The 24547-nt window shown below is 62.1% G+C and carries 18 protein-coding genes and 1 pseudogene; 14 read left to right on the top strand and 5 right to left on the bottom strand.

The genetic code is table 11. The annotated features are described in order from the left end of the window. Nucleotides 1–124 precede the first annotated feature (124 nt). The 6 genes from VFW72_RS03135 to VFW72_RS03110 all read left to right on the top strand — a co-directional run bounded on the left by VFW72_RS03135 (nt 125) and on the right by VFW72_RS03110 (nt 8304). On the top strand, nt 125–2698 hold the full coding sequence (locus VFW72_RS03135; protein WP_329672813.1) for a PAS domain S-box protein: 2574 nt from the start codon (nt 125–127) through the stop codon (nt 2696–2698). Beyond that, nucleotides 2695–3339: a response regulator transcription factor gene (locus VFW72_RS03130; RefSeq protein ID WP_329672812.1), complete on the top strand. Its 645-nt coding sequence runs from the start codon at nt 2695–2697 to the stop codon at nt 3337–3339. Before VFW72_RS03135 ends, VFW72_RS03130 begins: the two co-directional genes overlap by 4 nt. A 64-nt stretch (nt 3340–3403) precedes the next feature. Continuing rightward, nucleotides 3404–4264, top strand: coding sequence for a bifunctional methylenetetrahydrofolate dehydrogenase/methenyltetrahydrofolate cyclohydrolase FolD (folD, locus tag VFW72_RS03125; RefSeq protein WP_329672811.1), 861 nt, complete (start codon nt 3404–3406; stop codon nt 4262–4264). Between the two features lie 40 nt (nt 4265–4304). Next, a complete protein-coding gene (locus VFW72_RS03120) occupies nt 4305–6344 on the top strand; it encodes a M3 family metallopeptidase (protein WP_329672810.1) in 2040 nt (679 codons plus the stop codon). Between the two features lie 11 nt (nt 6345–6355). After that, a complete protein-coding gene (locus tag VFW72_RS03115) occupies nt 6356–7027 on the top strand; it encodes a glutaredoxin family protein (RefSeq protein ID WP_329672809.1) in 672 nt (223 codons plus the stop codon). Continuing rightward, complete coding sequence (locus VFW72_RS03110; RefSeq protein ID WP_329672808.1) at nt 7024–8304, top strand: TIGR03862 family flavoprotein; 1281 nt, start codon at nt 7024–7026, stop codon at nt 8302–8304. The genes VFW72_RS03115 and VFW72_RS03110 overlap by 4 nt, the downstream gene beginning before the upstream one ends. Nucleotide 8305: 1 nt before the next feature. On the opposite strand, the gene rpiA is transcribed toward VFW72_RS03110, so the two are convergent. Both rpiA and VFW72_RS03100 read right to left on the bottom strand, forming a co-directional pair. Beyond that, nucleotides 8306–8977, bottom strand: a complete 672-nt coding sequence (rpiA, locus tag VFW72_RS03105) for a ribose-5-phosphate isomerase RpiA (protein WP_329672845.1) — start codon at nt 8975–8977, stop codon at nt 8306–8308. Between the two features lie 66 nt (nt 8978–9043). Further along, a complete protein-coding gene (locus VFW72_RS03100) occupies nt 9044–9808 on the bottom strand; it encodes a heparan-alpha-glucosaminide N-acetyltransferase (protein WP_329672807.1) in 765 nt (254 codons plus the stop codon). A 92-nt stretch (nt 9809–9900) separates the two neighbouring features. On the opposite strand from VFW72_RS03100, the gene VFW72_RS03095 reads away from it, so the two are divergent. Continuing rightward, nucleotides 9901–11883: a U32 family peptidase gene (locus VFW72_RS03095; RefSeq protein ID WP_329672806.1), complete on the top strand. Its 1983-nt coding sequence runs from the start codon at nt 9901–9903 to the stop codon at nt 11881–11883. Nucleotides 11884–11900: 17 nt separating this feature from the next. Here VFW72_RS03095 and VFW72_RS03090 read toward each other — a convergent pair whose 3' ends face one another. Then, nucleotides 11901–12836, bottom strand: coding sequence for an alpha/beta fold hydrolase (locus VFW72_RS03090; RefSeq protein WP_329672805.1), 936 nt, complete (start codon nt 12834–12836; stop codon nt 11901–11903). Nucleotides 12837–12939: 103 nt separating this feature from the next. Continuing rightward, nucleotides 12940–14118, bottom strand: a complete 1179-nt coding sequence (locus VFW72_RS03085; protein ID WP_329672804.1) for a hypothetical protein — start codon at nt 14116–14118, stop codon at nt 12940–12942. Between the two features lie 215 nt (nt 14119–14333). On the opposite strand from VFW72_RS03085, the gene VFW72_RS03080 reads away from it, so the two are divergent. The 6 genes from VFW72_RS03080 (at nt 14334) to VFW72_RS03055 (ending at nt 21279) form a co-directional block, all read left to right on the top strand. Beyond that, nucleotides 14334–15905, top strand: a complete 1572-nt coding sequence (locus tag VFW72_RS03080; RefSeq protein ID WP_329672803.1) for a thymidine phosphorylase family protein — start codon at nt 14334–14336, stop codon at nt 15903–15905. A gap of 2 nt (nt 15906–15907) precedes the next feature. After that, nucleotides 15908–16831, top strand: coding sequence for a ribose-phosphate pyrophosphokinase (locus VFW72_RS03075; protein ID WP_329672802.1), 924 nt, complete (start codon nt 15908–15910; stop codon nt 16829–16831). 49 nt (nt 16832–16880) lie between these two features. After that, on the top strand, nt 16881–17192 hold the full coding sequence (locus VFW72_RS03070; protein WP_329672801.1) for a DUF2322 family protein: 312 nt from the start codon (nt 16881–16883) through the stop codon (nt 17190–17192). Between the two features lie 120 nt (nt 17193–17312). Next, nucleotides 17313–18593, top strand: a complete 1281-nt coding sequence (locus VFW72_RS03065) for a hypothetical protein (RefSeq protein ID WP_329672800.1) — start codon at nt 17313–17315, stop codon at nt 18591–18593. Between the two features lie 14 nt (nt 18594–18607). Further along, nucleotides 18608–19045 (top strand): phosphate ABC transporter substrate-binding protein, encoded by a 438-nt coding sequence (locus VFW72_RS03060; RefSeq protein ID WP_329672799.1) that lies wholly within the window; start codon nt 18608–18610, stop codon nt 19043–19045. 2 nt (nt 19046–19047) lie between these two features. Continuing rightward, nucleotides 19048–21279 carry a hybrid sensor histidine kinase/response regulator gene (locus VFW72_RS03055; RefSeq protein WP_329672798.1) on the top strand — a complete coding sequence of 744 codons (2232 nt, stop codon included), beginning with the start codon at nt 19048–19050 and terminating at the stop codon, nt 21277–21279. Between the two features lie 14 nt (nt 21280–21293). Here the strand turns inward: VFW72_RS03055 and purL are convergent. Beyond that, nucleotides 21294–24203 (bottom strand): annotated as a pseudogene (gene purL, locus VFW72_RS03050) (phosphoribosylformylglycinamidine synthase); the annotation flags it as partial. Between purL and VFW72_RS03045 the strand changes: the two are divergent. Continuing rightward, a partial coding sequence (locus VFW72_RS03045) for a hypothetical protein (protein WP_414638770.1) occupies nt 24163–24547 on the top strand: 385 nt, incomplete at its 3' end. The pseudogene purL and the gene VFW72_RS03045 sit on opposite strands and share 41 nt — an antisense overlap.

Here is a 24547-nt window from a genome sequence, read left to right as displayed (position 1 = left end):
CGGCCTCCTTCAGTATGAGCGACAACGACTGTGAGTGGGAAAATTTGAACAAAACGATAAAAGGCAATTTGCCCACCAATTCCGCGGCATCTCTTTCGGGCGTCGGCACACCGATAATCACGCCATGCCGTTCTCTGCTTCAACCAATACTTCCACCACTGTTGCTACGCCGGTACAGCCCCCCGCAAGTCGGCTTTTCTGGCGTTGGTGGCGCAAGCAATCGCCCAGCCAACAAGACCGCTACGCCACCCTGGGGCCCCTGGTATCGGTGCTGCTGTTTCTGGCCGCCATCATTGCCGCGTTCTGGTACCTGCGCAACGAAGAGCTGGAACGGGAGCAGGAGTCGGTTCGCCGCGACACGGAAGTGGTTCAGCAGCAACTGCGTTTGCGGCTGGTCGAAAACCAGGAGCAGCTGCTGCGCATGGCCCGCGAGATCAGCCTGCGGCAGGTCAACCCTGAGCAGTTCATGCATCAGGCCAGCGACTTCGTGCGGGCACGCCCGGAAATCATCAGCCTGACCTGGATGCAGGCCGACGCCAGCGTGAAAGCAACGCACCTGGCGCTGAACCTGCCCATGCAACCGCTGCAAGGGCTGGATCTGAATGACACACGGGAAGACATCTACGACCCATTGCAACAGGCCCTGGAACCCAAGAGTGCGTTCAAGCTGGCGCGTGAGCGTGGTCAGCCGGTCTATACCCAACCCTACACGAATCAGCTGGCCTCCAAGGTCATCTTGCTCCACATTCCCCTGATTGACCGCAGTGGCTTCAATGGCACCCTGGTGGCCGAGTACTCGCTGGAGGCGCTGATGCGCTATCTGGTGCCACGCGATGTGGCCAGCCGCCATGCCATGAGCCTGGTCCAGATCAGTGGCCAGGTGCTGACCAGCACGATTGGCAGCAACAGCGACACCCGCCCTACCTTCGTCCATGAAGTGATGGTGACCCCGGTGGGCAACGGGCTGATCTTGCGGGGCATGGGCTACCGCACCTCGTCGAAGCTGATCGGCAACACCCTGTTCTGGATGGTGATGGCCTTGTCGGCCTTCACGGTGTGGACGCTGATGGGGACTTTGCGCCACATGCGCCGCCGCGCGCAGATTCAGAAAACGCTGGTGCAGGAAACCAATTTCCGCCGAGCCATGGAAAACTCCATGCTCACTGGCATGCGAACCATTGACCTGGAAGGCCGCATTACCTACGTGAACCCGGCTTTTTGCGCCATGACCGGGTTTTCGGAAGAAGAACTGATTGGCTGCGTGCCGCCCTACCCCTACTGGCCCAAAGACCGCCTGGACGAATTCAACCGCATGTTCCAGCAGGAACTGCTGGGCCGCAGCCCCATGGGCGGCGTGGAAGTGGTCATGCAACGACGCGACGGCAGCCAGTTTGATGCGCGTCTGTATGTGTCGCCCCTGATCGACGCCCAAGGCGACCAGACCGGCTGGATGACTTCGGTCACCAACATCACAGAGGCCAAGCGGGTGCGCGACCAGCTGACCGCCGCCCACGAACGCTTCACCACGGTGCTGGAGGGCGTGGACGCAGCCGTGTCGGTGGTCTCCGTTCACCGGGGCGAGTTGTTGTTCGCCAACCGCACTTACCGACTGTGGTTCGGCGCCAACCCCGACGCCCACAGCCAGTTGACTGGCGGCGAGGCCCCTTTGAACATCTTTGGCGAAGATGAAGCGGTTGACGGTTTCGGCGGGCTGCCCAGCCAGGAGCTGACCGACGCAGGCAGCGACTCACGCGAAGTGTTCATGGAGAACGTGCAAAAGTGGTTTGAAGTTCGCGCCCGCTATGTGCAGTGGACCGACGGCCACCTGGCCCAGATGCTGATTGCCACAGACATCACCGCCCGCAAGCAGGCTGAAGAAGCGGCCGCCCGTCAGGCGGAAAAGGCCCAGTTCACCAGCCGACTGATCACCATGGGCGAAATGGCTTCCACCGTGGCGCACGAACTGAACCAGCCGCTGGCGGCCATTTCCAACTACTGCAGCGGCATGATCAGCCGTGTGCGTTCGGGCAACATCGAAAACGAACAGCTCATCGAGGCCCTGGAAAAGACTTCTCGCCAGGCACAGCGTGCGGGCCAGATCATTCACCGTATCCGCCAGTTTGTGAAGCGCAGCGAACCTCAGCGCCAGACCACACGGGTTCGAGACATCACCGACGCGGTGATCGAGTTGGCCGGCTTCGAGATGCGCCGCCGCCGCGTCACCCTCAATGCGGTGGTGGCCAACCGCCTGCCGCTGCTGCAGGCCGACCCCATCCTGATCGAGCAGGTTTTGTTGAATTTGCTCAAAAATGCAGCAGAAGCCATCGACTCCGCCAACATGCCGCAGTCGCGGCGCCTGGTGGAATTGCGGGTGCAGACTCGCAAAAACGAGGAAGGCGATCGCGTGGTGGAATTCGTCGTCTCAGACACCGGCCCGGGCATGAAGGAAGAAATGCTGAGCCGCCTGTTCGAGGCATTCCACTCCACCAAGGCGGAGGGGTTAGGGATAGGCCTGAGTCTTTGCCGCTCCATCATTGAGTCACATCACGGCCGGATCAAGGCCGAGAACATCTACAATGGCTCTGACGTGGTTGGGTGCCGCTTTGTCTGCACCCTGCCCGTAGAAAGCGGGGCGGCTTCGGATTTCACCGATACCGTTACCCCACCTGCTAACGACCTGCTTGCCGATAACCCATGAGTCTGATTCCCAAAAAAGGCACCGTGTACGTGGTTGATGATGACGAGGCCGTGCGCGACTCGTTGCAGTGGCTGCTGGAAGGCAAGGACTACCGTGTCCGCTGCTTTGAATCAGCCGAGTCCTTCCTGGCCCGTTTCGACCCACGCGAAGTTGCCTGCCTGATCGCCGACATCCGCATGGACGGCATGAGCGGTCTCGAACTGCAAGACAAACTGCTGGAGCGCAAGTCGCCTCTGCCCATCGTGTTCATCACCGGTCACGGCGACGTGCCCATGGCAGTGAACACCATGAAAAAGGGCGCGATGGACTTCATCGAGAAGCCCTTCAAGGAAGACGCCTTGGTGGCACTGGTCGAGCGCATGCTGGAACAGGCCCGTTCGTCGTTCTCGCAATCGCAGGAAGCCGCAAGCCGCGACGCGCTGCTGTCTCGCTTGACCACCCGCGAAGCCCAAGTGCTGGAACGCATCGTGGCCGGTCGCTTGAACAAGCAGATCGCCGACGATCTGGGCATCAGCATCAAGACCGTTGAAGCTCACCGCGCCAACGTCATGGAAAAGCTCAACGCCAACACCGTGGCCGATCTGCTCAAGATCGCCCTGGGCGCCAGCGGCCAACCCGGCGCCGCCCCAGCCAAGAGCTGAGCCTGCACCCACTCCACAAATCAAAGGCCGCCTGTGCGGCCTTTTTCCATCAAGAGATACCAACATGACTGCACAACTGATTGACGGCAACGCCCTGTCCAAACAACTGCGTGGTGAAGTGGCCCAGCGTGCCGCCGCCCTGACGGCCAAGGGCGTCAAGCCCGGTCTGGCCGTGGTGCTGGTGGGCGACAACCAGGCCAGCCAGGTTTACGTGCGCAACAAGGTCAAGGGCTGCGAAGAAGCAGGCATGCATTCCGTACTGGAAAAGTACGATGCCACCATGACCGAAGCCGAACTGCTGGCCCGTGTCGAAGCCCTGAACAACGACCCCAGCATTCACGGCATCCTGGTGCAACTGCCCCTGCCCAAGCACATTGACGACCATAAAGTCATCGAAGCCATCTCGCCCGAGAAAGACGTGGACGGCTTCCACGTGGCCAGCGCGGGAGCCCTCATGGTGGGCCAAACCGGCTTCAAGGCCTGCACCCCCTACGGCTGCATGAAGATGCTCGAATCCATCGGCATGAAAGACCTGCGCGGCAAGCACGCCGTGGTCATTGGCCGCTCCAACATCGTGGGCAAGCCCATGGCCATGATGCTGCTGCAAGCCAATGCCACCGTCACCATCACCCACAGCGGCACCGCTGACCTGGGTGCCATGACCCGCCAGGCCGACATCGTGGTCGCCGCCGTGGGCAAGCGCAACGTGCTGACAGCAGACATGATCAAGCCCGGTGCCGTGGTCATTGACGTGGGCATGAACCGCGACGACGAAGGCAAGCTCTGCGGCGACGTCGACTTCAATGGCTGCAAGGAAGTGGCGGGCTACATCACCCCTGTTCCAGGCGGGGTTGGGCCCATGACCATTACCATGTTGCTGGTCAACACCATCGAGTCAGCCGAGCGCGCTGCTGCTGCCCGCTGACCCGAGTGTTGAACTGCCTGCCACGCTGCTGAAAGATCTCATGAGCCAGAACCCATTGCTTGACACCACCGGTTTGCCTCTGTTTGATCAGATCAAACCTGAACATGTCACCCCAGCCATCGACGTCTTGCTCAAACAAGCCGAAGAGGCCCTGGAAAAAGTCACCGGCCCTCATGTGCCGGCTGACTACGATGCCCTGTCTTTGCTGCTGGACGTTTCCACGGAAAAACTGGGCCGCGCCTGGGGCGCAGTGGGGCATCTCAACAGCGTGGCCGACACCGCCGAGTTGCGCGCGGCGTTCAACGAAAACCTGCCCCGTGTGACCGAGTTCTACACCTGCCTGGGTGCCGACGAACGCCTGTACGCCAAATACAAGGCGCTGGCACAGTCCGAGCAGGGGCAAAGCCTCACGCCCCCACGCAAGCGCGCGCTCGACAATGCCCTGCGCGGTTTTGTGTTGGGCGGGGCAGAACTGCAAGGCGCGGCCAAGGAGCGCTTCGCGGCGATTCAAGAACAGCAGGCTGCACTGTCGCAGTCGTTTTCTGAACACGTGATGGACGCCACCGACGCGTTCGCTCACTACGCCACCACAGAAGAACTGGCCGGCGTGCCCCAAGACGTGCAAGACGCCACGGCCGCTGCAGCCAAAGCCGAAGGCAAGGACGGCCACAAGCTGACCCTGCACATGCCATGCTACCTGCCGGTCATGCAGTACGCCACCCACCGCGGGCTGCGCGAAACCATGTACCGTGCCTACAGCACCCGCGCCAGCGAATTCGGCCCAGCCGAGCGCGACAACTCTGCCTTGATGCAGCAGATCGTGGCTTTGCGCCAGGAGGAAGCCAAGCTGTTGGGCTACGAGACGTTTGCCGATGTGTCGCTGGTGCCCAAGATGGCAGACAGCCCCAAGCAAGTCATGGACTTCCTGCGCGACCTGGCCCAACGCGCCCGCCCCTTTGCTGAAAAGGACATGGCCGAGTTGCGCGATTTCGCGCGCACCGAGTGCGGCATTGCCGACCTGCAGGCCTGGGACGTGGCTTTCGTGAGCGAAAAGCTCAAGGAAGCCCGCTACGCTTTCAGCGACCAGGAGGTGAAACAGTATTTCACCGAGCCCACCGTGCTCAAAGGCCTGTTTGGCCTGATCGAAACCCTGTTTGACGTGACCATTTCGCCTGACACCGCCCCGGTGTGGCACGAGTCAGTGCGCTTCTTCCGCATTGAACGGCGCGGTGAGTTGATCGGCCAGTTCTACCTGGATCCCTATGCCCGCCCAGGCAAGCGCCCCGGAGCCTGGATGGACGACGTACGTGGCCGCTGGAAGCGCCCGGACAACCAGCAAACCCAAACCCCGGTCGCACACCTGGTTTGCAACTATGCCAAGGGCGTGGGCGACAAGCCCGCCCTGCTGACCCACGACGATGTCACCACCCTCTTCCACGAATTCGGTCACGGCCTGCACCACATGCTGACCAAGGTTGAAGACATCGGTGTCTCGGGCATCAGTGGTGTCGAATGGGATGCCGTCGAGTTGCCCAGCCAGTTCATGGAAAACTTCTGCTGGGAGTGGGATGTGGTGCAAAAGCTCACCCACCACGTGGACACCGGCGCTTCCTTGCCCCGAGAGCTGTTCGACAAGATGACCGCCGCCAAGAACTTCCAAAGCGGCATGATGACCTTGCGCCAGATCGAGTTCTCGCTGTTTGACATGCGTTTGCACGCCGAACCCGGTAACGACCAGCGCGTCCAAGCCGTGCTTGACGAGGTGCGCCAGGAAGTGGCGGTGAACATTCCGCCTTCATTCAACCGATTCCAGCACAGCTTTTCACACATTTTTGCTGGCGGTTATGCTGCGGGCTACTACAGTTACAAGTGGGCAGAGGTGCTGTCTGCTGACGCGTATGCGGCATTCGAAGAAGCTGCCGACGGTCAGTCAGGCGTGCTCAACACCGATGTGGGTCGCCGCTACCGCGAAGCCATTCTGGAAGCAGGAGGCAGCCGCTCTGCGATGGAAAACTTCAAAGCCTTCCGTGGCCGCGAACCCCAGATCGACGCCTTGCTGCGTCATCAGGGCATGAGCTAAAAAAGCAGGATATGACTTCAACTCGCCCGTTTCGCTCACATTTGTCCTCTCGTGTCGGCTTGCTGGCCCTGGGTTTGACGCTGCTCGCAGCATCTACCCCCAGTTGGGCTCTGTACAAGGTCGTGGGGCCGAACGGCGAGATCACGTACACCGATCGCCCACCGGCCGACGCCAGGAAGGCACAGCCCCTCAAGGGCGCCAGCAGCGGTACGGTAGAAGCCAGCAACCTGCCCTACAGCCTGCAGCAAGCCGCTACCCGCTACCCGGTGACGTTTTACACCAGCGCTCGCTGCTCGCCCTGTGACCAGGGGCGACAGTTTCTGACACGCCGCGGCATTCCTTTCGTTGAAAAGACGGTCAACACCTCGGCGGACATCCGCGCCTACAAAGGCCTGACGGGAACCGAAGAGTTGCCGACCTTGAAGATTGGCAACCAGCAAATCACAGGCTTCGGTGAAGGGGAATGGTCTTCCTACCTCAATGCGGCAGGCTACCCGCAGGAAAGCATGCTGCCTGCCAATTACCGCGCGCCAGAAGCCACCGCCTTGGTGCCTTTGGGCTCGTCAGGCTCGTCCGACCCGTCGGGCAGCGCTGGTGACAGCCGCACAACAGCCCCCACAGCCTCTCCATCGTCCTCAGCCAAGCCCCCTGCGGGCAACGCCCCCCCTGGTTTCCGCTTTTGACTGACTCGCGCATTCTTGACACCACCGTGGCCATCGTTGGCGGTGGTCCGGCTGGCCTCATGGCAGCCGATATCCTCTCCCGCCAAGGCGTGCAGGTTCATTTGTTCGACGCCATGCCATCAGTGGGTCGCAAATTCCTGCTGGCAGGCCGCGGCGGCCTGAACCTGACCCACTCCGAACCGCTGCCCGCCTTCATTTCGCGCTACAGCGAGGGGCAAGAACGCCTTCGCCCCCTGCTGCAAGACTGGGGCCCCGATCAGGTGCGTGAATGGGCTCAGGCCTTGGGGGTAGACACCTTTGTCGGCACCTCGGGCCGCGTGTTCCCCACTGACATGAAAGCCGCCCCGCTGCTGCGCGCCTGGCTGCACCGCATGCGAAGCCAGGGTGTGCAGTTCCACATGCGCCACCGCTGGCAAGGCTGGGCTTCGGACACCCAAAGCGCCGACGCGCCCCCTGCGCTGGTATTTGACACGCCCGATGGGCCCCGCCAAGTGCGCGCGCAAGCGTGTCTGCTGGCCCTGGGTGGCGGCAGTTGGTCTCGCCTGGGGTCAGACGGCCGCTGGGTGTCATTGTTAGAAGAACGGGGGCTGAGCGTGTCGCCCCTGCAAGCATCCAACTGCGGCTTCGATACGCCCGAGGGCTGGACCGAGCACTTGCGCACCCGCTTTGCGGGGCAACCTATCAAGCCTGTGGCGGTGTCCTTCCGACACGACGACGGCCGGATCGACCGTCAACAGGGCGAATTCGTGCTGACTGAAACCGGCGTGGAAGGCAGCCTGATTTATGCGTTTTCCGCCCGCGTTCGACAAGCCATTGCCCAACACGGACAAGCCACGATCGAACTGGATTTGCTGCCCGCCCATACACCAGACCAGGTTCTGGCCGAGGTGTCTCGCCCCAGAGGGCCACGCAGTCTTTCCACCCACTTGAAGAGCCGACTGGGTCTGCAAGGGTTGAAGATGGGATTGCTGTTTGAACTGCTGGACAAAGCCACGCTGAACGACTCAGCCGCTTTGGCTCACGCCATCAAGGCCCTGCCTCTGACGCTGAAGCAAGCCCGCCCCATGGACGAAGCCATCAGCACCGCAGGCGGCGTGCGCTGGAGCGAACTGGATGAGCAGCTGATGGCGAAGCAGCACCCCGGGCTGTTTCTCGCTGGCGAGATGCTGGACTGGGATGCGCCAACGGGGGGCTACCTCTTGACGGCCTGCCTCTCGAATGGCGTGGCGGCTGCCCAAGGCATTCACGGCTGGCTGGCCAGCCGCACCGCCTGCTGAATCAGAATTTCAGGGTTTTGACGCCAGTGGCGGTGCCCAACAGGCAAACCGACGCCTTGTTGCGCGCAAACACACCCACGGTGACCACACCGGGGATCTGGTTCACATCCGACTCAAACTGAGCCGGGTGGGCAATTTGCAGACCGGTCACGTCCACGATGATGTTGCCGTTGTCGGTCGTGCAGCCTTCGCGCACCTTGCCCGTGCCACCCAACTTGGCAAACGCACGGATCACTTGCGCGGCAGCCATGGGGATCACTTCAACGGGCAAAGGGAACTTACCCAAAACCTGCACGAGTTTGGATTCGTCGGCAATGCAGACGAACTGCTCAGCCAGATCGGCCACGATCTTTTCGCGGGTCAGGGCCGCGCCGCCGCCCTTGATCATGTAGCCGGCGTGGTCGATTTCATCGGCTCCGTCGATGTAAACGCCCAATTGCGTCACCGACTCGGCGGGCAGCACCTTCACGCCCAGCTTTTCCAGGCGCTCGGTACTGCGCACGGAACTGGACACGGCACCGGCAATGAAGCTGGGGTTTTGCGCCAAGGCAGCCCCCAGTGCGTCGATGAATTTGTCGACAGTGGAACCTGTGCCCACGCCCACAATGCTGCCAGGCTGAACGTAGTCAAGGGCGGCTCGCCCCACCAGGGTTTTCAGTTCGTCTTGGGTCATCGGGGTGCTCATTCGGACGGTTCCAGATCAGATTCGTATGGGTCTTGCTAAAGGCCTCAGCCTGCATCAAGGCAGGGGCCGGCCCTGCCACAGCATCCAGGCTGACAGCGCGCCAATGAGAATGGGTTGGTGCGCCATGTAGAAAGTCAGGCTCCAGCGGCCCAGCAAGCTCAACAAAGCAGCTGGCGCCAGATGGGCGACCATACCACGCCCCTCAGGGTTTTTGCCAGGGTCGCCCACGAGCCACTGCGGCCGATTTGCCAAAACCCACTGGGTTGCAGCCAGCCCCCACAGCATCACCCCGATCCAGGGCAACAGGGGCACGTAGTCTTCCGTAATGGGCTTGTGGGTGATCAGGCCCACCCAATTGGTCCAGCGGGTGTCAAAAAACGGATGCTGAATCAGCGTGGGCAAAGCCACCGCCGCGGCCCCGACTGGCCACAGCCAACGCCCCTTGAGCCAACCAAAGTGGGCCACCACGCGGGTCAGCAGCAACATCACGGCCATGCCGTGCAGTACGCCAAAGTAAATGAAGGAGTTCGGAAACATCAGCATGCTGCCGGCCGTCACGGCCAGGGCACAGCCCGCCACCTGCGCCCAGCGCTTCCAGAAACGGGCCCAGGTCTGCCCCTGAGCAGTGGCCACGGCCTGCCCGGCCCCGGCGCACAACAGGAACAGTGAAAGAATGAATGTACGCTGCGAGGTCCAGAAGGAATCCACATAAAAATTGGCATTGATCAAGCCGTAGTGGCTGAGATCGAAACAAAAGTGGAAAATCGCCATCCACACCAGCGCCAGGCCCCGAATTCGGTCCAGCCGCGCGTACCGCATAGTCGTCCTTTCATTCATGGCGATAGTATCGGCGCTGTTTTGCCCGCCCCGGCCCAGCTGGGGCACCGACCTCACTGCTCTTTTTTCAGACCATGTCCCTCGCTCGCCACGAAATTGAACTGCTCGCACCGGCCAAGACTGCCGACATCGGCATCGAAGCCATCAACCACGGTGCAGACGCTGTCTACATTGGTGGGCCCTCTTTCGGTGCCCGCACCAATGCGAGCAACGAGGTGGCAGACATTGCCCGCCTGGTGGCCCATGCGCACCGCTACAACGCGCGCATTTTCACCACGCTCAACACCATCTTGCGCGATGACGAGCTGGAGCCCGCCCGCAAGCTGATCTGGCAACTCTACGACGCAGGGGTCGATGCCCTGATCGTGCAAGACATGGGCTTGTTGGAGCTGGACCTGCCCCCCATTCAGCTGCACGCCTCCACCCAGACCGACATTCGCACGGTGGAGAAAGCCAAGTTTTTGCAAGATGTGGGATTCAGCCAGATCGTGCTGGCCCGAGAGTTGACGCTCAAACAGATTCGCACCATTGCCGTCAACACCCATGCGGCCATCGAGTTCTTCATTCACGGCGCCTTGTGCGTGGCCTACAGCGGCCAGTGCTTCATCAGCCATGCGCACACCGGCCGCAGCGCCAACCGCGGTGACTGCTCACAAGCCTGCCGCCTGCCTTACAACGTGTTGGACGACTCGGGCCAGGTGGTCGCCTTCGAGCAGCACGTGCTGTCTATGAAAGACAATGACCAGAGCGCCAACCTGCGCGCCCTGATCGATGCGGGTGTGAGCTCCTTCAAGATCGAGGGCCGCTACAAGGACATGGGCTATGTGAAGAACATCACCGCCCACTACCGCATGCTGCTCGACGAAATTCTGGAGGAGCGCCCCGAACTGGCGCGGGCATCTTCGGGCGAATGCACCTTCTACTTCCAGCCTGAACCCGAGCGCAACTTCAACCGCGGCAGCACCGACTATTTTGTGAACGGTCGCAAGGAAGACATTGGCGCCTTCGAGTCGCCCAAGCATCTGGGGCTGCCCGTGGGCGAAGTGGCGAAAGTGGGCGACCGCTGGTTTGATGTGGCCATTGACGATGCGGAGACCCAGGAAGCAGGCGGCATTCACAACGGCGATGGCCTGAACTACCTGACCCTGACCAAGGACATCGTAGGCGTGCAGGTCAACACGGCCGAGCCCATTGGCAAGGCAGGCCGGATCTGGCGCGTGTTCCCCAACGAAGACATCAGCGCCCTGCCTGACCTGAAACCCGGCCTGGCCATCAACCGCAACCGCGATCGGGCCTGGGAAAACCTGCTGTCGAAGAAGTCGGCGGAGCGCCGCATTGGCGTGTGGATGGAGTTGAACGACACCCCTGACGGTCTGAGCCTGACGGTGACCGACGAAAACGGCCACGTGGGACAGGCCACCGTCAGCTGCGAGAAGCAGCCGCCCCAGAACCCAGACAAGGCCGAAGCCAGCCTGCGCGAAAACCTGACCAAGCTGGGCAACACCATCTTCCATGCAAATGATCTGAGCTTGTCGACCGCGCAGCCGTGGTTCGCGCCGGCATCAGCCATCAATCAGTTGCGCCGCGACGCCTTCACGTCCTTGGAAGCGGCTCGTGCACAGTCATATCAGCGCCCCGAGCGGGCGGCCGCAGTCGAGCCGCCTGTGCCGTATCCCGAGGACTCTTTGAGCTATCTGGCCAATGTGTTCAACCACAAAGCGCGCGACTTCTACGCCAAACACGGGGTGAAGGTGATCGATGCGGCCTACGAAAGCCATGAAGAGCTGGGCGAAGTCAGCCTGATGATCACCAAGCACTGCGTGCGCTACTCGCTGAGCTTGTGCCCGAAGCAGGCCAAGGGCGTAACCGGGGTGCAAGGCACCGTGCGGGCCGAGCCGTTGCAGCTGATCAACGGCAAGGAAAAGCTCACACTGCGTTTTGACTGCAAGCCCTGCGAAATGCACGTGGTGGGCAAGATCAAGAAATCGGTGCTGAACCAGGTTCCGGCCTCGCCCATTCAGTTCTACAAGACGCGCCCCACCCCAGCGGCGAGTTGATCGTCGCCGAATCCAGTTCAGCGCCGGGCCGCATGCATGCGCAGCGGCAAAACCGGCGCACGGTCGGCTTCCACCCACTCGGTGAACTCGCGCACATAGCGGGCGATCAGCTCCGGCCGCTTGCGGACCACCCAGTGGGTGTCAGCCACATCGCGACGCCACAACACCGACGCAAATGGCATGGCCGCTTCGGCCACCTGGGGGCGAACATAGCGATCATGCGTGGGCACGATGATCTGAACCGGGGCGTGCGCCATGCGCATGCGAGGGCGGAACATGGCTTTGAGCACATTGGCCCGGTACATGCCCAAACCACTGCAGGCATCGGCCACGAACGTATCTGAAGCCTCCGCCTCAACGCCTTCGGTCCATTTCAGCCAGCGTGGCCACATCGATTTTCCGCCCGCGCGCCAGACCAACTCCGGCAACCAGGGCAGCTGGAAGAAAACGACGTACCAAGACGCCAGCGTTTGCGACAACACCTGCCCCAGGTGCCGCAAGGTGGGGCGAGCCCATTTGCTGCGACTCCACAGGGCAAGTTGGTCCAGACAGGGGCCAGAGATGCTGGTGAACGACGCAATTCGGCCTTTCAGCTTGTCGTCGGTGACCGACTCCCAACTGTGAACCGAACCCCAATCGTGTCCAACCAGGTGAAAGGGCCGATGGGGCGAGACCAGGTCAGTCACGGCCACCAGATCGTCCACGAAACGCGCCAGCACATAGTGTCGGCTGCCTTGTGGATGACTCGATTGGCCTGCCCCACGGCAGTCGTAGGTCACGACCACATGGTCTTTGGCCAGCTGTTCACGCACATCGCGCCAGACGGCAGAGGTGTCTGGGTAGCCATGAACCAGCACGACAGTAGGGGCATCCGGTAGGTCGGGTGGCATGGAGACCTCGACCGACAGATTCACCCCTCTTGACCGCACCCAGATGTGCTGAACTGGCACCATCCTCACCCCCTGAACCTCATGCTCGTGCGAATACCGAGGCAAGCTCGGCTCTAGCCGATGTTACGAGGCCAAAGGGCGAAGCGAGAGATGGTTTACACCATGCTCAGCGGAGCTTCACCCCTGTGTCGGTCAAGTCGCTCAGCAGCGTGGCGGTGTTCGCTGATGTCACTTCAGACTGTGCGTTACGGCCCCAACCAAATACCTTGCCATCGCCCGAGAGGATCAAGGTCTGGCCGGATTCAGCCGAAGCTGACACCACCTGCTGAACCTTGAAGTTCGCATTCAGGATCGGTGTGGGTGCCGTGCCTGGCGCCCCAGGTACCGTGGCCTTGACTCGGCCATCCAAGCGCCCCCAGCCGTACAAGGCACCGTTTTCGCTCAACGCATAGGCTGCGCCAGCCTGGGTCAGCAACACCTGGCGGACTTTGGGCGTGACCCCTGCCGTGGCCAGCAAGCTCAGGTCGACCTGAGCAGGCGCAACGCGGGCATCGACCGTTTCATCGCCCATTTGACCCTTGGCATTGCTACCCCACCCCCAGACTTGGCCCTCGTCGGTCACAACCAGGCAGTTGTCCGAGGCACAAGAAGCTTGCGCCACGCGGCTCAGGCCGGCGACCAACACGGCTGACGCTTCTGTGCCACCGACTTGCAGTTGCGAAACCAGGCCATTGGCCCCCACGGCCAACACGTTGTTGCAGGAGGCGTCGCCGCCATCCACCAAGGCTTTGACTGCGCTCAGCCCAGCCACGGTCAAGCCCTGAGTCGACGCGCTCAAACCAGCGGGGCTCACCACTCGCACGGTGCCATCGGTCTTCAAAGCCACCAGACGCGCGTCTGCGCCCTGCCCGCACGCCCGCAGCGCGGCGACTCGGCCCAGGCCGCTCAAAGACACAGCCGACGCATGGCTGAGTGCACCGCTGGCATCGTTGCCCCAGTAAAGGGCGTCTCCCGTCGCCAGCACAGCCCAGTTCCCGCCCCAACGCGTAGCCCCGACGGCCTTCACATTCGCCACGGCAGGCGCAGAACCAGCCATGCCGGTGCCCCACACCTGAACGGCCCCCGAAGCATTCACGCCCAGCGAATACCCCACACCCGCCGCCACAGGCACGTCCTGCACATTGACCACATCGGGCTGCACCACGGGCTGTGGATTTCCGCCCTGACTGGCAGGCGCCGCGCTCGCTGGGTCATTGCCACCGCCACCGCAACCAACCAGAGACAACATCAGGGCGCCGGCCAGCCCCATGGACCAGGCGTGCTGGTGTTGAACCCACTTCTTCATGTCATTCCTTTCGCGTCCACACTGCTGCGGGCCCCATCGTCTGATGGGATCACGCGGGCTGACGGTTTCGTGACGCCCCCCACAGCCCACTTGTCGGGGGTCAAGAATGATGTGAAATTGTTACGCTGCCATGACCAACGGTTTCCAAAGCCTTGCGCTTGCCCGCAAACTGGCGGGAGCCCCCATGTTCCCGGGGGCTCAGGATGACCGAAAACATGAGTTCAGTCTCTTCCCCACCCGCCTCCAATACCCCCCTGCTGCAGGTGCGCCGAGTCGGCATTGACACCTACCGCGAAAACGTGGCCTACCTGCACCGCGACTGCGCGGTTTACCGGGCCGAAGGGTTTCAGGCCCTGTCCAAAGTCGAGGTCCGCGCCAATGGGCGACGCATTCTGGCCAGCTTGAATGTGGTCGATGACGACGGCATCGTGGGCTGCAACGAACTGGGGTTGTCAGAAGATGCGTTCGCCCAGTTGGGCGTAGAGGAAGGGCACCCCACCTTCATCAGTCAGGCGGAGCCTGCCTCCTCCATTCCCGCCTTGCACCGCAAGATTGCCGGTGAGCGGCTGACGCAGAACGACTTCCAGGCGATTGTTCGCGACATTGCCGAACACCGCTATTCGAAGATCGAGCTGACCGCGTTTGTGGTCGCCTCCAACCAAGGGCAACTGGACCGCGAAGAGGTTTACTACCTGACCGAAGCGATGGCCGCAGTTGGGCGAAAGCTCGACTGGCGCGAACACCCTGTGGTGGACAAACACTGCATTGGCGGCATACCAGGCAATCGCACCTCCATGCTGGTGGTGCCCATCGTGGCAGCACACGGCATGCTGTGCCCGAAAACGTCGTCGCGCGCCATCACGTCACCAGCCGGCACAGCTGACACCATGGAAGTGCTGGCCGAGGTCGAACCGCCCTTCGAGCGACTGTGGGAAATCGTGCGCGAGCACCGCGGATGTCTGGCCTGGGGGGGCACCAGTGAGCTGTCGCCCGCAGACGATGTTCTGATCGCGGTCGAGCGCCCTTTGTCCATCGACTCACCCGGGCAGATGGTGGCCTCCATTCTGTCGAAGAAGGTGGCCGCTGGCTCCACCCACCTGCTGCTAGACATCCCGGTGGGCCCCACTGCCAAGGTGCACACCATGCCCTCGGCGCAACGCCTGCGCAAACTCTTTGAATTCGTGGCCGGCCGCCTGGGGCTGACACTGGACGTGGTCATCACCGACGGGCGCCAACCCGTGGGCAACGGCATCGGCCCCGTGCTGGAGGCACGCGACGTGATGCGTGTGCTGCGCAACGACCCACGTGCGCCCAGCGACTTGCGCCAGAAGGCCCTGCGCCTGGCCGGTCGGATGCTGGAATTCGACCCCGATGTGCGAGGCGGCGACGGCTACGCCATTGCCCGCGACATTCTCGACTCCGGCCGTGCGCTGGCCAAGATGCAGGCCATCATCGAAGCGCAGGGCGCCAAGCCCTTCGACCCCGATGCACCGGCCCTGGCCCCCTTGAGCTTCGACATCGTGGCCGACCAAACCGCGGTGGTCACCGGCATCGACAACCTGCAGTTGGCTCGCATTGCCCGTCTGGCAGGCGCCCCCAAGGTGCAAGGCTCTGGGGTGGATTTGCTGCGCAAACTGGGCGACCCGGTGGCGGCGGGCGAGCCCCTGTACCGGGTGTATGCCGCCTATCCAGCCGACCTGGAGTTCGCTCGCCAATCGGCCCTCAAGCAAAGTGGCTTCCGCCTGGGGCATGCGGATGAAGTGCCCCACCTGTTCGTGGAGTTCTGACCTTGGCCACCTTGCTCTACTTTGATGACGAACGCGAGCCCGCTCAGCGCTTGGCTCAACTGTGCAAGCTGCCCAGCGCTTGCATCGAATCGCACCGGTTCCCCGATGATGAGCTACGACTTCGGCTGCCGGTCAACGCCTCAGGTCAGGTCGATTCCAGCCTGGTGATCTACCGGGGGCTTGACCATCCGAATGACAAGCTCATCTCGCTGCTGCTGGCCGCCAGCGAGGCTCGCAGCCTGGGCGTTCAGCGCATTCTGCTGGTCAGCCCCTACCTGGCCTACATGCGGCAAGACATCGCTTTCCACCCAGGGGAGGTCATCAGCCAGAAACGCATTGGACACTTTCTGAGCACCCTGGTAGATGGCATCGTCACCGTCGATCCACACCTGCACCGCATCAGCCGCCTGGAAGAAGCCGTGCCCTTGCCCTACGCCGTCACCCTCAGCGGCGCCCCAGCCCTGTCCGACTGGATTGCAAATCAACTCCGCAGCCCACTGCTGATCGGGCCCGATGCCGAGTCAGAGCAATGGGTGCAATCGGCCGCGGCGCGGCACGGCTGGGACTTTGGCGTCTGCACCAAAGTTCGACGCGGTGACCACGCGGTCGAGATCGAACTGCCAGACTTGTCCGTGAAGGACCGTGAGGTTGTACTCCTGGATGACGTGGCCAGCTCTGGCCGAACCCTGGCCGTCGCGTGCCGGTTGCTGCTGAACGCGGGCGCCGCCAGCGTGGATGTGGCCGTCACCCACGCTTTGTTTGCCCATGATGCGCAGCACATCATTCACCAGGCGGGCGTGCGGCACATCTGGAGCACCGACTGTATTCCCCACCCCAGCAACACCATCACGATGGCGCCCCATATCGCGCAGGCAGTAAACGATTGGGTCGGGGAATCGTCGCCGAAAATACCCCACGCCTGCTGAATCCGTTTTTGGGACAATTAGGCCTGATTACTTTTCTCTATTTCATCTCATGGCATTTGCAGACAACCTCCAGAATCTTCCCGCCGTTGATGGCGTTCAAGCCATTACCCTGAAAGATGCGGCTGGCAATACCGTGGCCACCATTGAAAACAAACCCGGCCAGGCGGGCTCCCTGCGCGTTTACGCCGCTTTGGCTGACAAATTCGGCGCCATCACGCCGCAAGCTGCCGCTGAAGGGCTGGAAATCTACGCCGAGCACACCGCAGATGCCAAAGCCAACCCCGGCAAGCACCCCAATATCGATCGCCTGATTCAGGCCATCGATGCCGGACTGACTTTCAGCGTTGAGCGTGTGGCGTAATCACTCGGGAAAAGTCAGGCATATACAACGATATGCATCAGACGTTATGTTGCGTGCCTGACCGAATTACTCGATACTGAAATGCGATTGACATAACGACATTCGCTGGGGTTGCCAATCATGCGTTCGCTCAGACAACTGGCTGTGATTTGTTTGCTGAGCGGTGGTGCCGCAGCGTACGCTCAAACCCCTTCTGAACCCTGGCTGCTGCGTGGGTTCGGCACCCTGGGTGCCACTCGCACCGACGACAGCGGCACAGGCTATCTGAGTTACCCCCAGAACATCAGCCGCGCGAGTCGAAACAAGTGGTCGATCCACAACGACTCCCTCCTGGGCGTGCAGCTCGACGTCAACCCTGACCAGCAGCTGTCGGCCACGGCCCAAGTCATTGCGCGCTACCGCGCTCACGACCGCATCGAGCCCTTGCTGGAATGGGGCTTCGTCAAATACCGACACGACGATCATTGGACCGTGCAGGCTGGGCGTTTGCTGACCCCGGTTCAAATGGACTCGGAAAATCGCTTTGTCGGCTACGCCAACACCACGGTTCGCACCGACCTGTCAGCCTACAGCCTGTACCCTCTGTCCAATCACGACGGCGTCAACCTCACACACGAACGCATGCTGGGTGACACCCATCTGGAAGTGCTGGGCTATGCCGGGCGAGCCAGCATCGAATTGCCTGGCGACGCGGAGGGTGACACCGTGTTTCGCTACAAGGCACACTGGATCAAAGGCCTGCGCCTGAGTCTGGAACACGACCGGTTGGCCTTCAGGATGAGTTACACCACCTTCGACGACTACGTTGACGGCCCACCCACCGACTTTTTCAAGCTGATGCTCGGGCAGGCCCGCATGGCCCAGGCCAACGGATGCAGCAGCTGCCGGCTTGTGGCTCAGGCCCTGCAAAACACCCTCACCGACATTGGGAGCACCCTGCTGGATGTCGGTGTGCGTTACGACTTCAAGCCGTATGCCATCTGGGGCGAGTACTTCACCAACTCGGCGCGGGAGTCCCTTCGCAGCAGCTATCAAGGGGTGGCCCTGGGTGCCAGTGTCAGGCAGGGCCAATGGACACCGTACGTAACGTATGGCCTCCAGAAACTCAAGAAGGTCAAAGCACACCGGATCAGTGACGCCGACCTGCCCAACGTCAGCCCGCTGCTTCGCGCTTTCAACAAAGAGCCCTTGTTCCCCAGCAACTCAGGACGCCAAACCTGGGCCATCGGCACCCGGTATGAAATCGCCCGCAACGCTGCTTTGAAAGCCGAAATGCTTCAGGTCAGGCTTGATGACCCTGCACGAGCCTACCCCACCTCGTTTCCCAAACTGTCGCCAGCCACCGAGCCCCGCACCAAGTCATTTGGTCTGTACACGCTCGCGCTGGACTTCATCTTCTGATGGGGGTACGCCAAATGACATCCCTCCGTCGCTTTGCCCTCCTCACGCCCCTTGTCGCCGCCTTGATCGGGGGCCCTCAGACCGAAGCGCGAGCTGAAGTCGTGGTCATCGTCAGTGCCAGGTCTCCGGTCAACACTCTGAGCCGCCAGCAGGTTTCCAACATTTTCCTGGGGCGAGCCCACACCTTTCCAGATGGTTCGCCAGCGATTCCCGTTGACCTGCAAAATGGCACCGACCTGCGTGACGAGTTCAGCGAAAAGGTGCATGGCATTGCCTCCTCGCAACTGAATGCTTACTGGTCTCGCATGGTTTTCACAGGCAAGGGCAACCCGCCGAGAGAAGCCATTCCGCCAGAAATCGCCGTGAAGCTGACCGCAGCCAACCCTCGACTGATCAGCTACGTGGACCGCAGCTGGGTTGACGGCAGCGTCAAGGTCATTCTGGTGCCCTGAATATGCCAAGCCGGCTTACCCGACCTGTGCTCGTGTTGGCCCTGCTGGCCACATTGGCCGGCCTGCTTGGGGTGCTGGTTTTCAAACGGCCGGCCGCTCTCTTTCTGCTCGACAACCTGCACTGGACTGCCAGTTATTTGAGCGCATCCATCTTGGTCTACCAACGATGGGCACAGACCCAGGACCGGACCATGCGCAAGGGTTTGGGCTGGTGCCTGGCGGGGGTTCTGAGCATGCTGCTGGGTCAGCTGCTGCAAGACGGGATTGCCTGGAGTCGCTGGCACGCCATGTCGTTGCTGGCGGACGCCTTCTTCCTGGCTTGCGGACCCTGCTTGACGATTGGGCTGGTCTACATGACCCTCAACCGTCTCAAGCCCGATGACTGGCGAGCCGTGGCCCTCGACTCCGCAGGGTTTCTGGTGGCCACCCTGGCGGCCACTTTGGCGCTGTTCATTCCTCGCCAGGGCGAGGGCGACCTGTTGTTGGTCAGCATGCTGGCCGCGTATCCCCTCAGCCTGATGGCGCCCACCAGTCTGGGCCTGATCCTGCTGCTCAAACTCCGGGTTCGCGCCCAATGGCAAAGCTTGCTTCTACCGGTGAGCACCGGAACACTGATGGTGCTGTGGAGCATCTGGAATCTGGACTCGCTGACCTTGAGCAATACCGACGGCAGCCTGGTGAACATGGGCCTGTCTGTCGCCGCACTTGGCATGGGCGTGGGCCTTCGGGCCTTGCGCCTCGACACCCACGACAGCCCGCAATGGGATCGCCAATGCGAAGGGGTTTTGCGCATGTTGCCCCTGGTGCTGGTGCTACTGGCTGCGCTGGGCGTGACCCTGACGGCGTCGTTGAACAACCTGCCCGAATCCACACGCTCGATCGTCCAACTGGGAGCTGCCATCGTGGTCATGCTCGCCTTCATCCGCCAGGGCGTGCTGTTGCGAGAGAGAGATCGGCTCATCATCGTCGAGCGGATGCTCCGCCAACGTGAAGCAGAACTGGAAGCACGTGTGGCCGAACGTACTCGCGATCTGGAAATTTCACGACAGCAAGCTGAGACCGCGCGTGCGGCAGCCGAAACGGCCAGCCAGGTCAAAAGCGAATTTCTGGCCAATATGAGCCACGAGATCCGCACCCCACTGAACGGCGTCATCGGGTTTTCGCAGTTGGCTTTGATGACCACCGACAACCCAGATCAGCGGCGGTACATGACCAACATCCAGCTGGCGAGCAACCAGCTGCTGCGCTTGATCAACGACATCCTCGACATGTCCAAGATCGAAGCCGGCAAGCTCCAGCTGGAACGCATTCGGTTTGACCTGGGATCGGTGATTCAATCGGTCGCCACACAGATCTCACCACGTCTGACCGCAAAAAATCTGGCTTGGTCAATGGATGCGCCACCCGCAACGGCCATTCCCATCTGGGGTGATCCGCTTCGGGTTGAGCAAATTCTGCTGAACTACGCCAACAACGCCATCAAGTTCACGGAACAAGGACGGGTCGGGATTGAGGTGCGACTGTTGAGCGAAACCCCAACCCACGTGACCATCAAGGTCAGCGTGACTGACACCGGCATTGGCATGGACGAGCCGACCCGCCAACGTCTGTTTGCTGCATTTGAACAAGCTGACAGTTCCACGACCCGTCGGTTTGGTGGCACCGGCCTGGGTCTGGCCATATGCAAGCAACTGGCGGCGATGATGGGAGGCGAAGTCGGTGTGGAGAGCCAGCTTGGCCAAGGCAGTCGCTTCTGGTTCACGCTTCACGCCGAAAAGGCCGCTGACACCAGCCCGCCACAGCAGAGCCCAAGCAGTGGCGAAGTGCGCACTCAAACCACACAACTGAATGGCAAGCGCATTTTGCTGGCAGAAGACAACGAGCTCAATGAGATCCTGGCTCGCAGCATTCTTGAGCAGCACGGGTATGTGGTTCGCGTGGCTCGAACAGGACAGCAAGCGCTTGACCTTTGGCACACAGAGCCGTTCGACTGCATTCTGATGGACATGCACATGCCCGTGATGGACGGGCTGACCGCTACACGACACATGCGTCAAGACACACAGAGGCCGCGAACCCCCATCATCGCGATGACCGCCAGCGCCCGAGCTGAAGACATGCAAGAGTGCCGTGCCGCTGGAATGGATGACTTCATCAGCAAACCATTCCAGGTGGCCCAATTGGTGAGCACACTGGCGCACTGGACTCGCCCGCCTGAACAAGCGGGCGCGTGATCACCCCTGCGTGATCAGCCTACCCACTTGCGGGCATTGCGGAACATGCGCAGCCAGGGGCTGGCATCGCTCTTGTTACCGCTGGTCCAGCTCATCTGGATGTTGCGGAACACGCGCTCGGGGTGCGGCATCATGGCCGTGAAGCGACCATCGGCCGTGGTCACGCCGGTCAAACCGCCGGGCGAGCCGTTCGGGTTGAACGGATACACCTCGGTGGCGGCACCGGTGTTGTCCACGTAGCGCAGGGCTTTCTGCACCTTGGCGATGTCGCCACGCTGCGAGAAGTTGGCAAACCCTTCGCCATGCGACACGGCGATCGGCATGCGGCTGCCGGCCATGCCCTGGAAGAAGATGGAGGGGCTTTCCAGCACTTCGACCAGGCTCAGGCGAGCTTCAAAGCGGGTGCTCTGGTTGTGCGTGAACTTGGGCCAATCTTGCGCACCCGGAATGATCGGGCTGAGCGCCGCCAGCATCTGGCAGCCGTTGCACACGCCCAGCGCGAAGGTGTCCTGGCGACCGAAGAAGGCCAGGAACTGCTCTTCCAGCTTGGGGTTGAACATGATCGAACGTGCCCAGCCTTCGCCGGCACCCAGGGTGTCGCCGTAGCTGAAGCCACCGCAGGCGATGAAGCCCTGGAACTGATCCAGGCTGACACGGCCGGCTTGCAGGTCGCTCATGTGCACGTCAAAGGTGTCGAAGCCACCTTGGGCCACGGCATACGACATTTCCACATGCGAGTTCACCCCCTGCTCACGCAGGATGGCGACCTTGGGGCGCGCCTTGTTGATGAAGGGCGCAGCCACGTCTTCCAGCGGGTCGAACGTCAGGGCCACGTGCATGCCGGGGTCAGCAGCCTTGCCAATGGCTTCGTGTTCGCTGTTGGCGCAAGCGGGGTTGTCGCGCAGCTGGGCAATGCGCCAGCTCACGTCGTCCCAGGTCTTGTGCAGTTGCTCCACGGGCGCGGCAAACACGGCCTTGGCATCGCGCCACACTTCCAGCGTGTGCTTGGTGTTGGGCTTGCCGATGACGTGGCTGTGCTTGCTCAGGCCATGCTCGCGCAGGGTTTGCAGCACGGCGTCGCGGTCAGCGGTACGCACTTGCAGGACCAGGCCCAGTTCTTCGTTGAACAGGGCCTTCAAGGTCAGCTCGTTGCGGCGTTCGCCCACTTGGCCCGCCCAGTTCTTCGAGTCACCGAAGTCAGCTCGACTGTCGTCCACGCCGGTGCCCTCGGTCACCAGCATGTCCACGTTCAGGCTCACGCCAGTGTTGCCAGCAAAAGCCATTTCAGCCACGGTCGCCCACAGGCCGCCGTCACCACGGTCGTGGTAGGCAAGCAGCTTGCCTTGTGCGCGCAGGGCGTTCACGGCATTCACGGCGGCTTTCAGCATCTCGGGGCTGTCGCAGTCGGGCACCTCGTTGCCAAACTGGTTCAGCACCTGGGCCAGCATCGAGCCGCCCATGCGGTTCTTGCCTTCGCCCAAATCCACCAGGATCAGGCTGGTGTCCAGCGTTTGGCCGTTTTCCGACGTCACCAGTTGCGGAGTCAGCGTGCCACGCACGTCCGCGATCGACGCAAACGCCGTCACGATCAGGGACACGGGTGCCGTCACTTGCTTGGTTTGGCCGTTGTCAGACCACTTGGTGCGCATGGACAGCGAGTCCTTGCCCACAGGGATCGACACGCCCAGTGCCGGACACAGGTCCATGCCCACGGCCTTCACGGTGTCGAACAAGGCTGCGTCTTCACCGGGTTCGCCACAAGCGGCCATCCAGTTGGCAGACAGCTTGACGCGCGACAGCTCAATGGGCGCGGCCAACAGGTTGGTGATGGCCTCGGCCACGGCCATGCGACCGGAAGCGGGCGCATTCACGGAAGCCAGCGGGGTGCGCTCGCCCATGGCCATGGCTTCGCCGGCAAAGCCCTTGAAGTCAGCCAAAGTCACAGCCACGTCGGCCACGGGCACTTGCCATGGGCCGACCATCTGGTCGCGGTGGTTCAAGCCGCCCACGGTGCGGTCACCGATGGTGATCAGGAAACGCTTGCTGGCCACGGTGGGGTGACGCAGTACGTCCAGTGCCACGGTGTCCAGCGACACGCCGGTCAGGTCCAGCTTGCCGCCGTCCCACTGCACGCGCTTCACATCGCGGTGCATCTTGGGTGGCTTGCCCAGCAGCACTTCCATGGGCATGTCCACGGCCTTGTCTGCGCCAGGCTGAGTGGTGTCTTCCAGCACCAGTTCCAGTGCTTCGGTGGCCACGCCAATCACGCCGAAGGGGCAACGCTCACGGTTGGCCATTTCGGTGAACATGGGCAGCGATTCGGGCGCAATGGCCAGAACATAACGCTCCTGGCTTTCGTTACACCAGATTTCCTTGGGCGCCATGCCGGACTCTTCCAGCGGCACCTTGCTCAGATCGAAACGCGCGCCCTTGCCTGCGCCGTCCACCAGCTCGGGGAAGGCGTTGGAGATACCGCCCGCGCCCACATCGTGGATGGCCAGGATGGGGTTGTTGGCGCCCAGGCCCCAACAGTGGTTGATCACCTCTTGCGCACGCCGCTCGATTTCAGGATTGCCACGCTGCACGGAGTCAAAGTCCAATGCGGCCGAGTTGGTACCCGCCGCCATGGACGACGCAGCCGCGCCAGCCATGCCGATGCGCATGCCAGGGCCGCCCAACTGAATCAGCAAGGTGCCAGCGGCAAACTGGATCTTCTTGGTCTGCTCGCTGCTGATGGTGCCGATGCCACCGGCGATCATGATGGGCTTGTGGTAGCCGCGGGCGACGTCGCCGGCCTGTTGCTCGTATTCGCGGAAGTAGCCCAGCAGGTTCGGCCGGCCGAATTCGTTGTTGAAGGCCGCGCCGCCCAGCGGGCCTTCGATCATGATCTGCAGCGGACTGGCGATGTGGTCCGGCTTGCCGCCCGCCTCGTCCGACCAGCCTGACGGCAAACCGGCGCATATTGCCAGCCCTCTGCAGATCATGACCGAGGGACCGCTGGGCGGTGCGGCCTTCAACAACGAGTTCGGCCGGCCCAACCTGCTGGGGTATTTCCGCGAGTACGAGCAGGTGGTGGGCGGCGTGGAGCGGGGCTACCACAAACCGATCATGATCGCCGGCGGCCTGGGCACCATCGCCGCCGACCAGACGAAGAAGATCGAAGTCCCGGCCGGCAGCCTGCTGATCCAGCTGGGCGGCCCCGGCATGCGCATCGGCATGGGCGGCAGCGCCGCCAGTTCGATGGCCACCGGCGCCAACGCGGCGGAGC

Origin of the sequence: Aquabacterium sp., from assembly GCF_036273115.1 — a bacterium.
Taxonomy (GTDB): Bacteria; Pseudomonadota; Gammaproteobacteria; order Burkholderiales; family Burkholderiaceae_C; genus Aquabacterium.
This window is presented reverse-complemented; position numbering and strand designations above follow the sequence as displayed.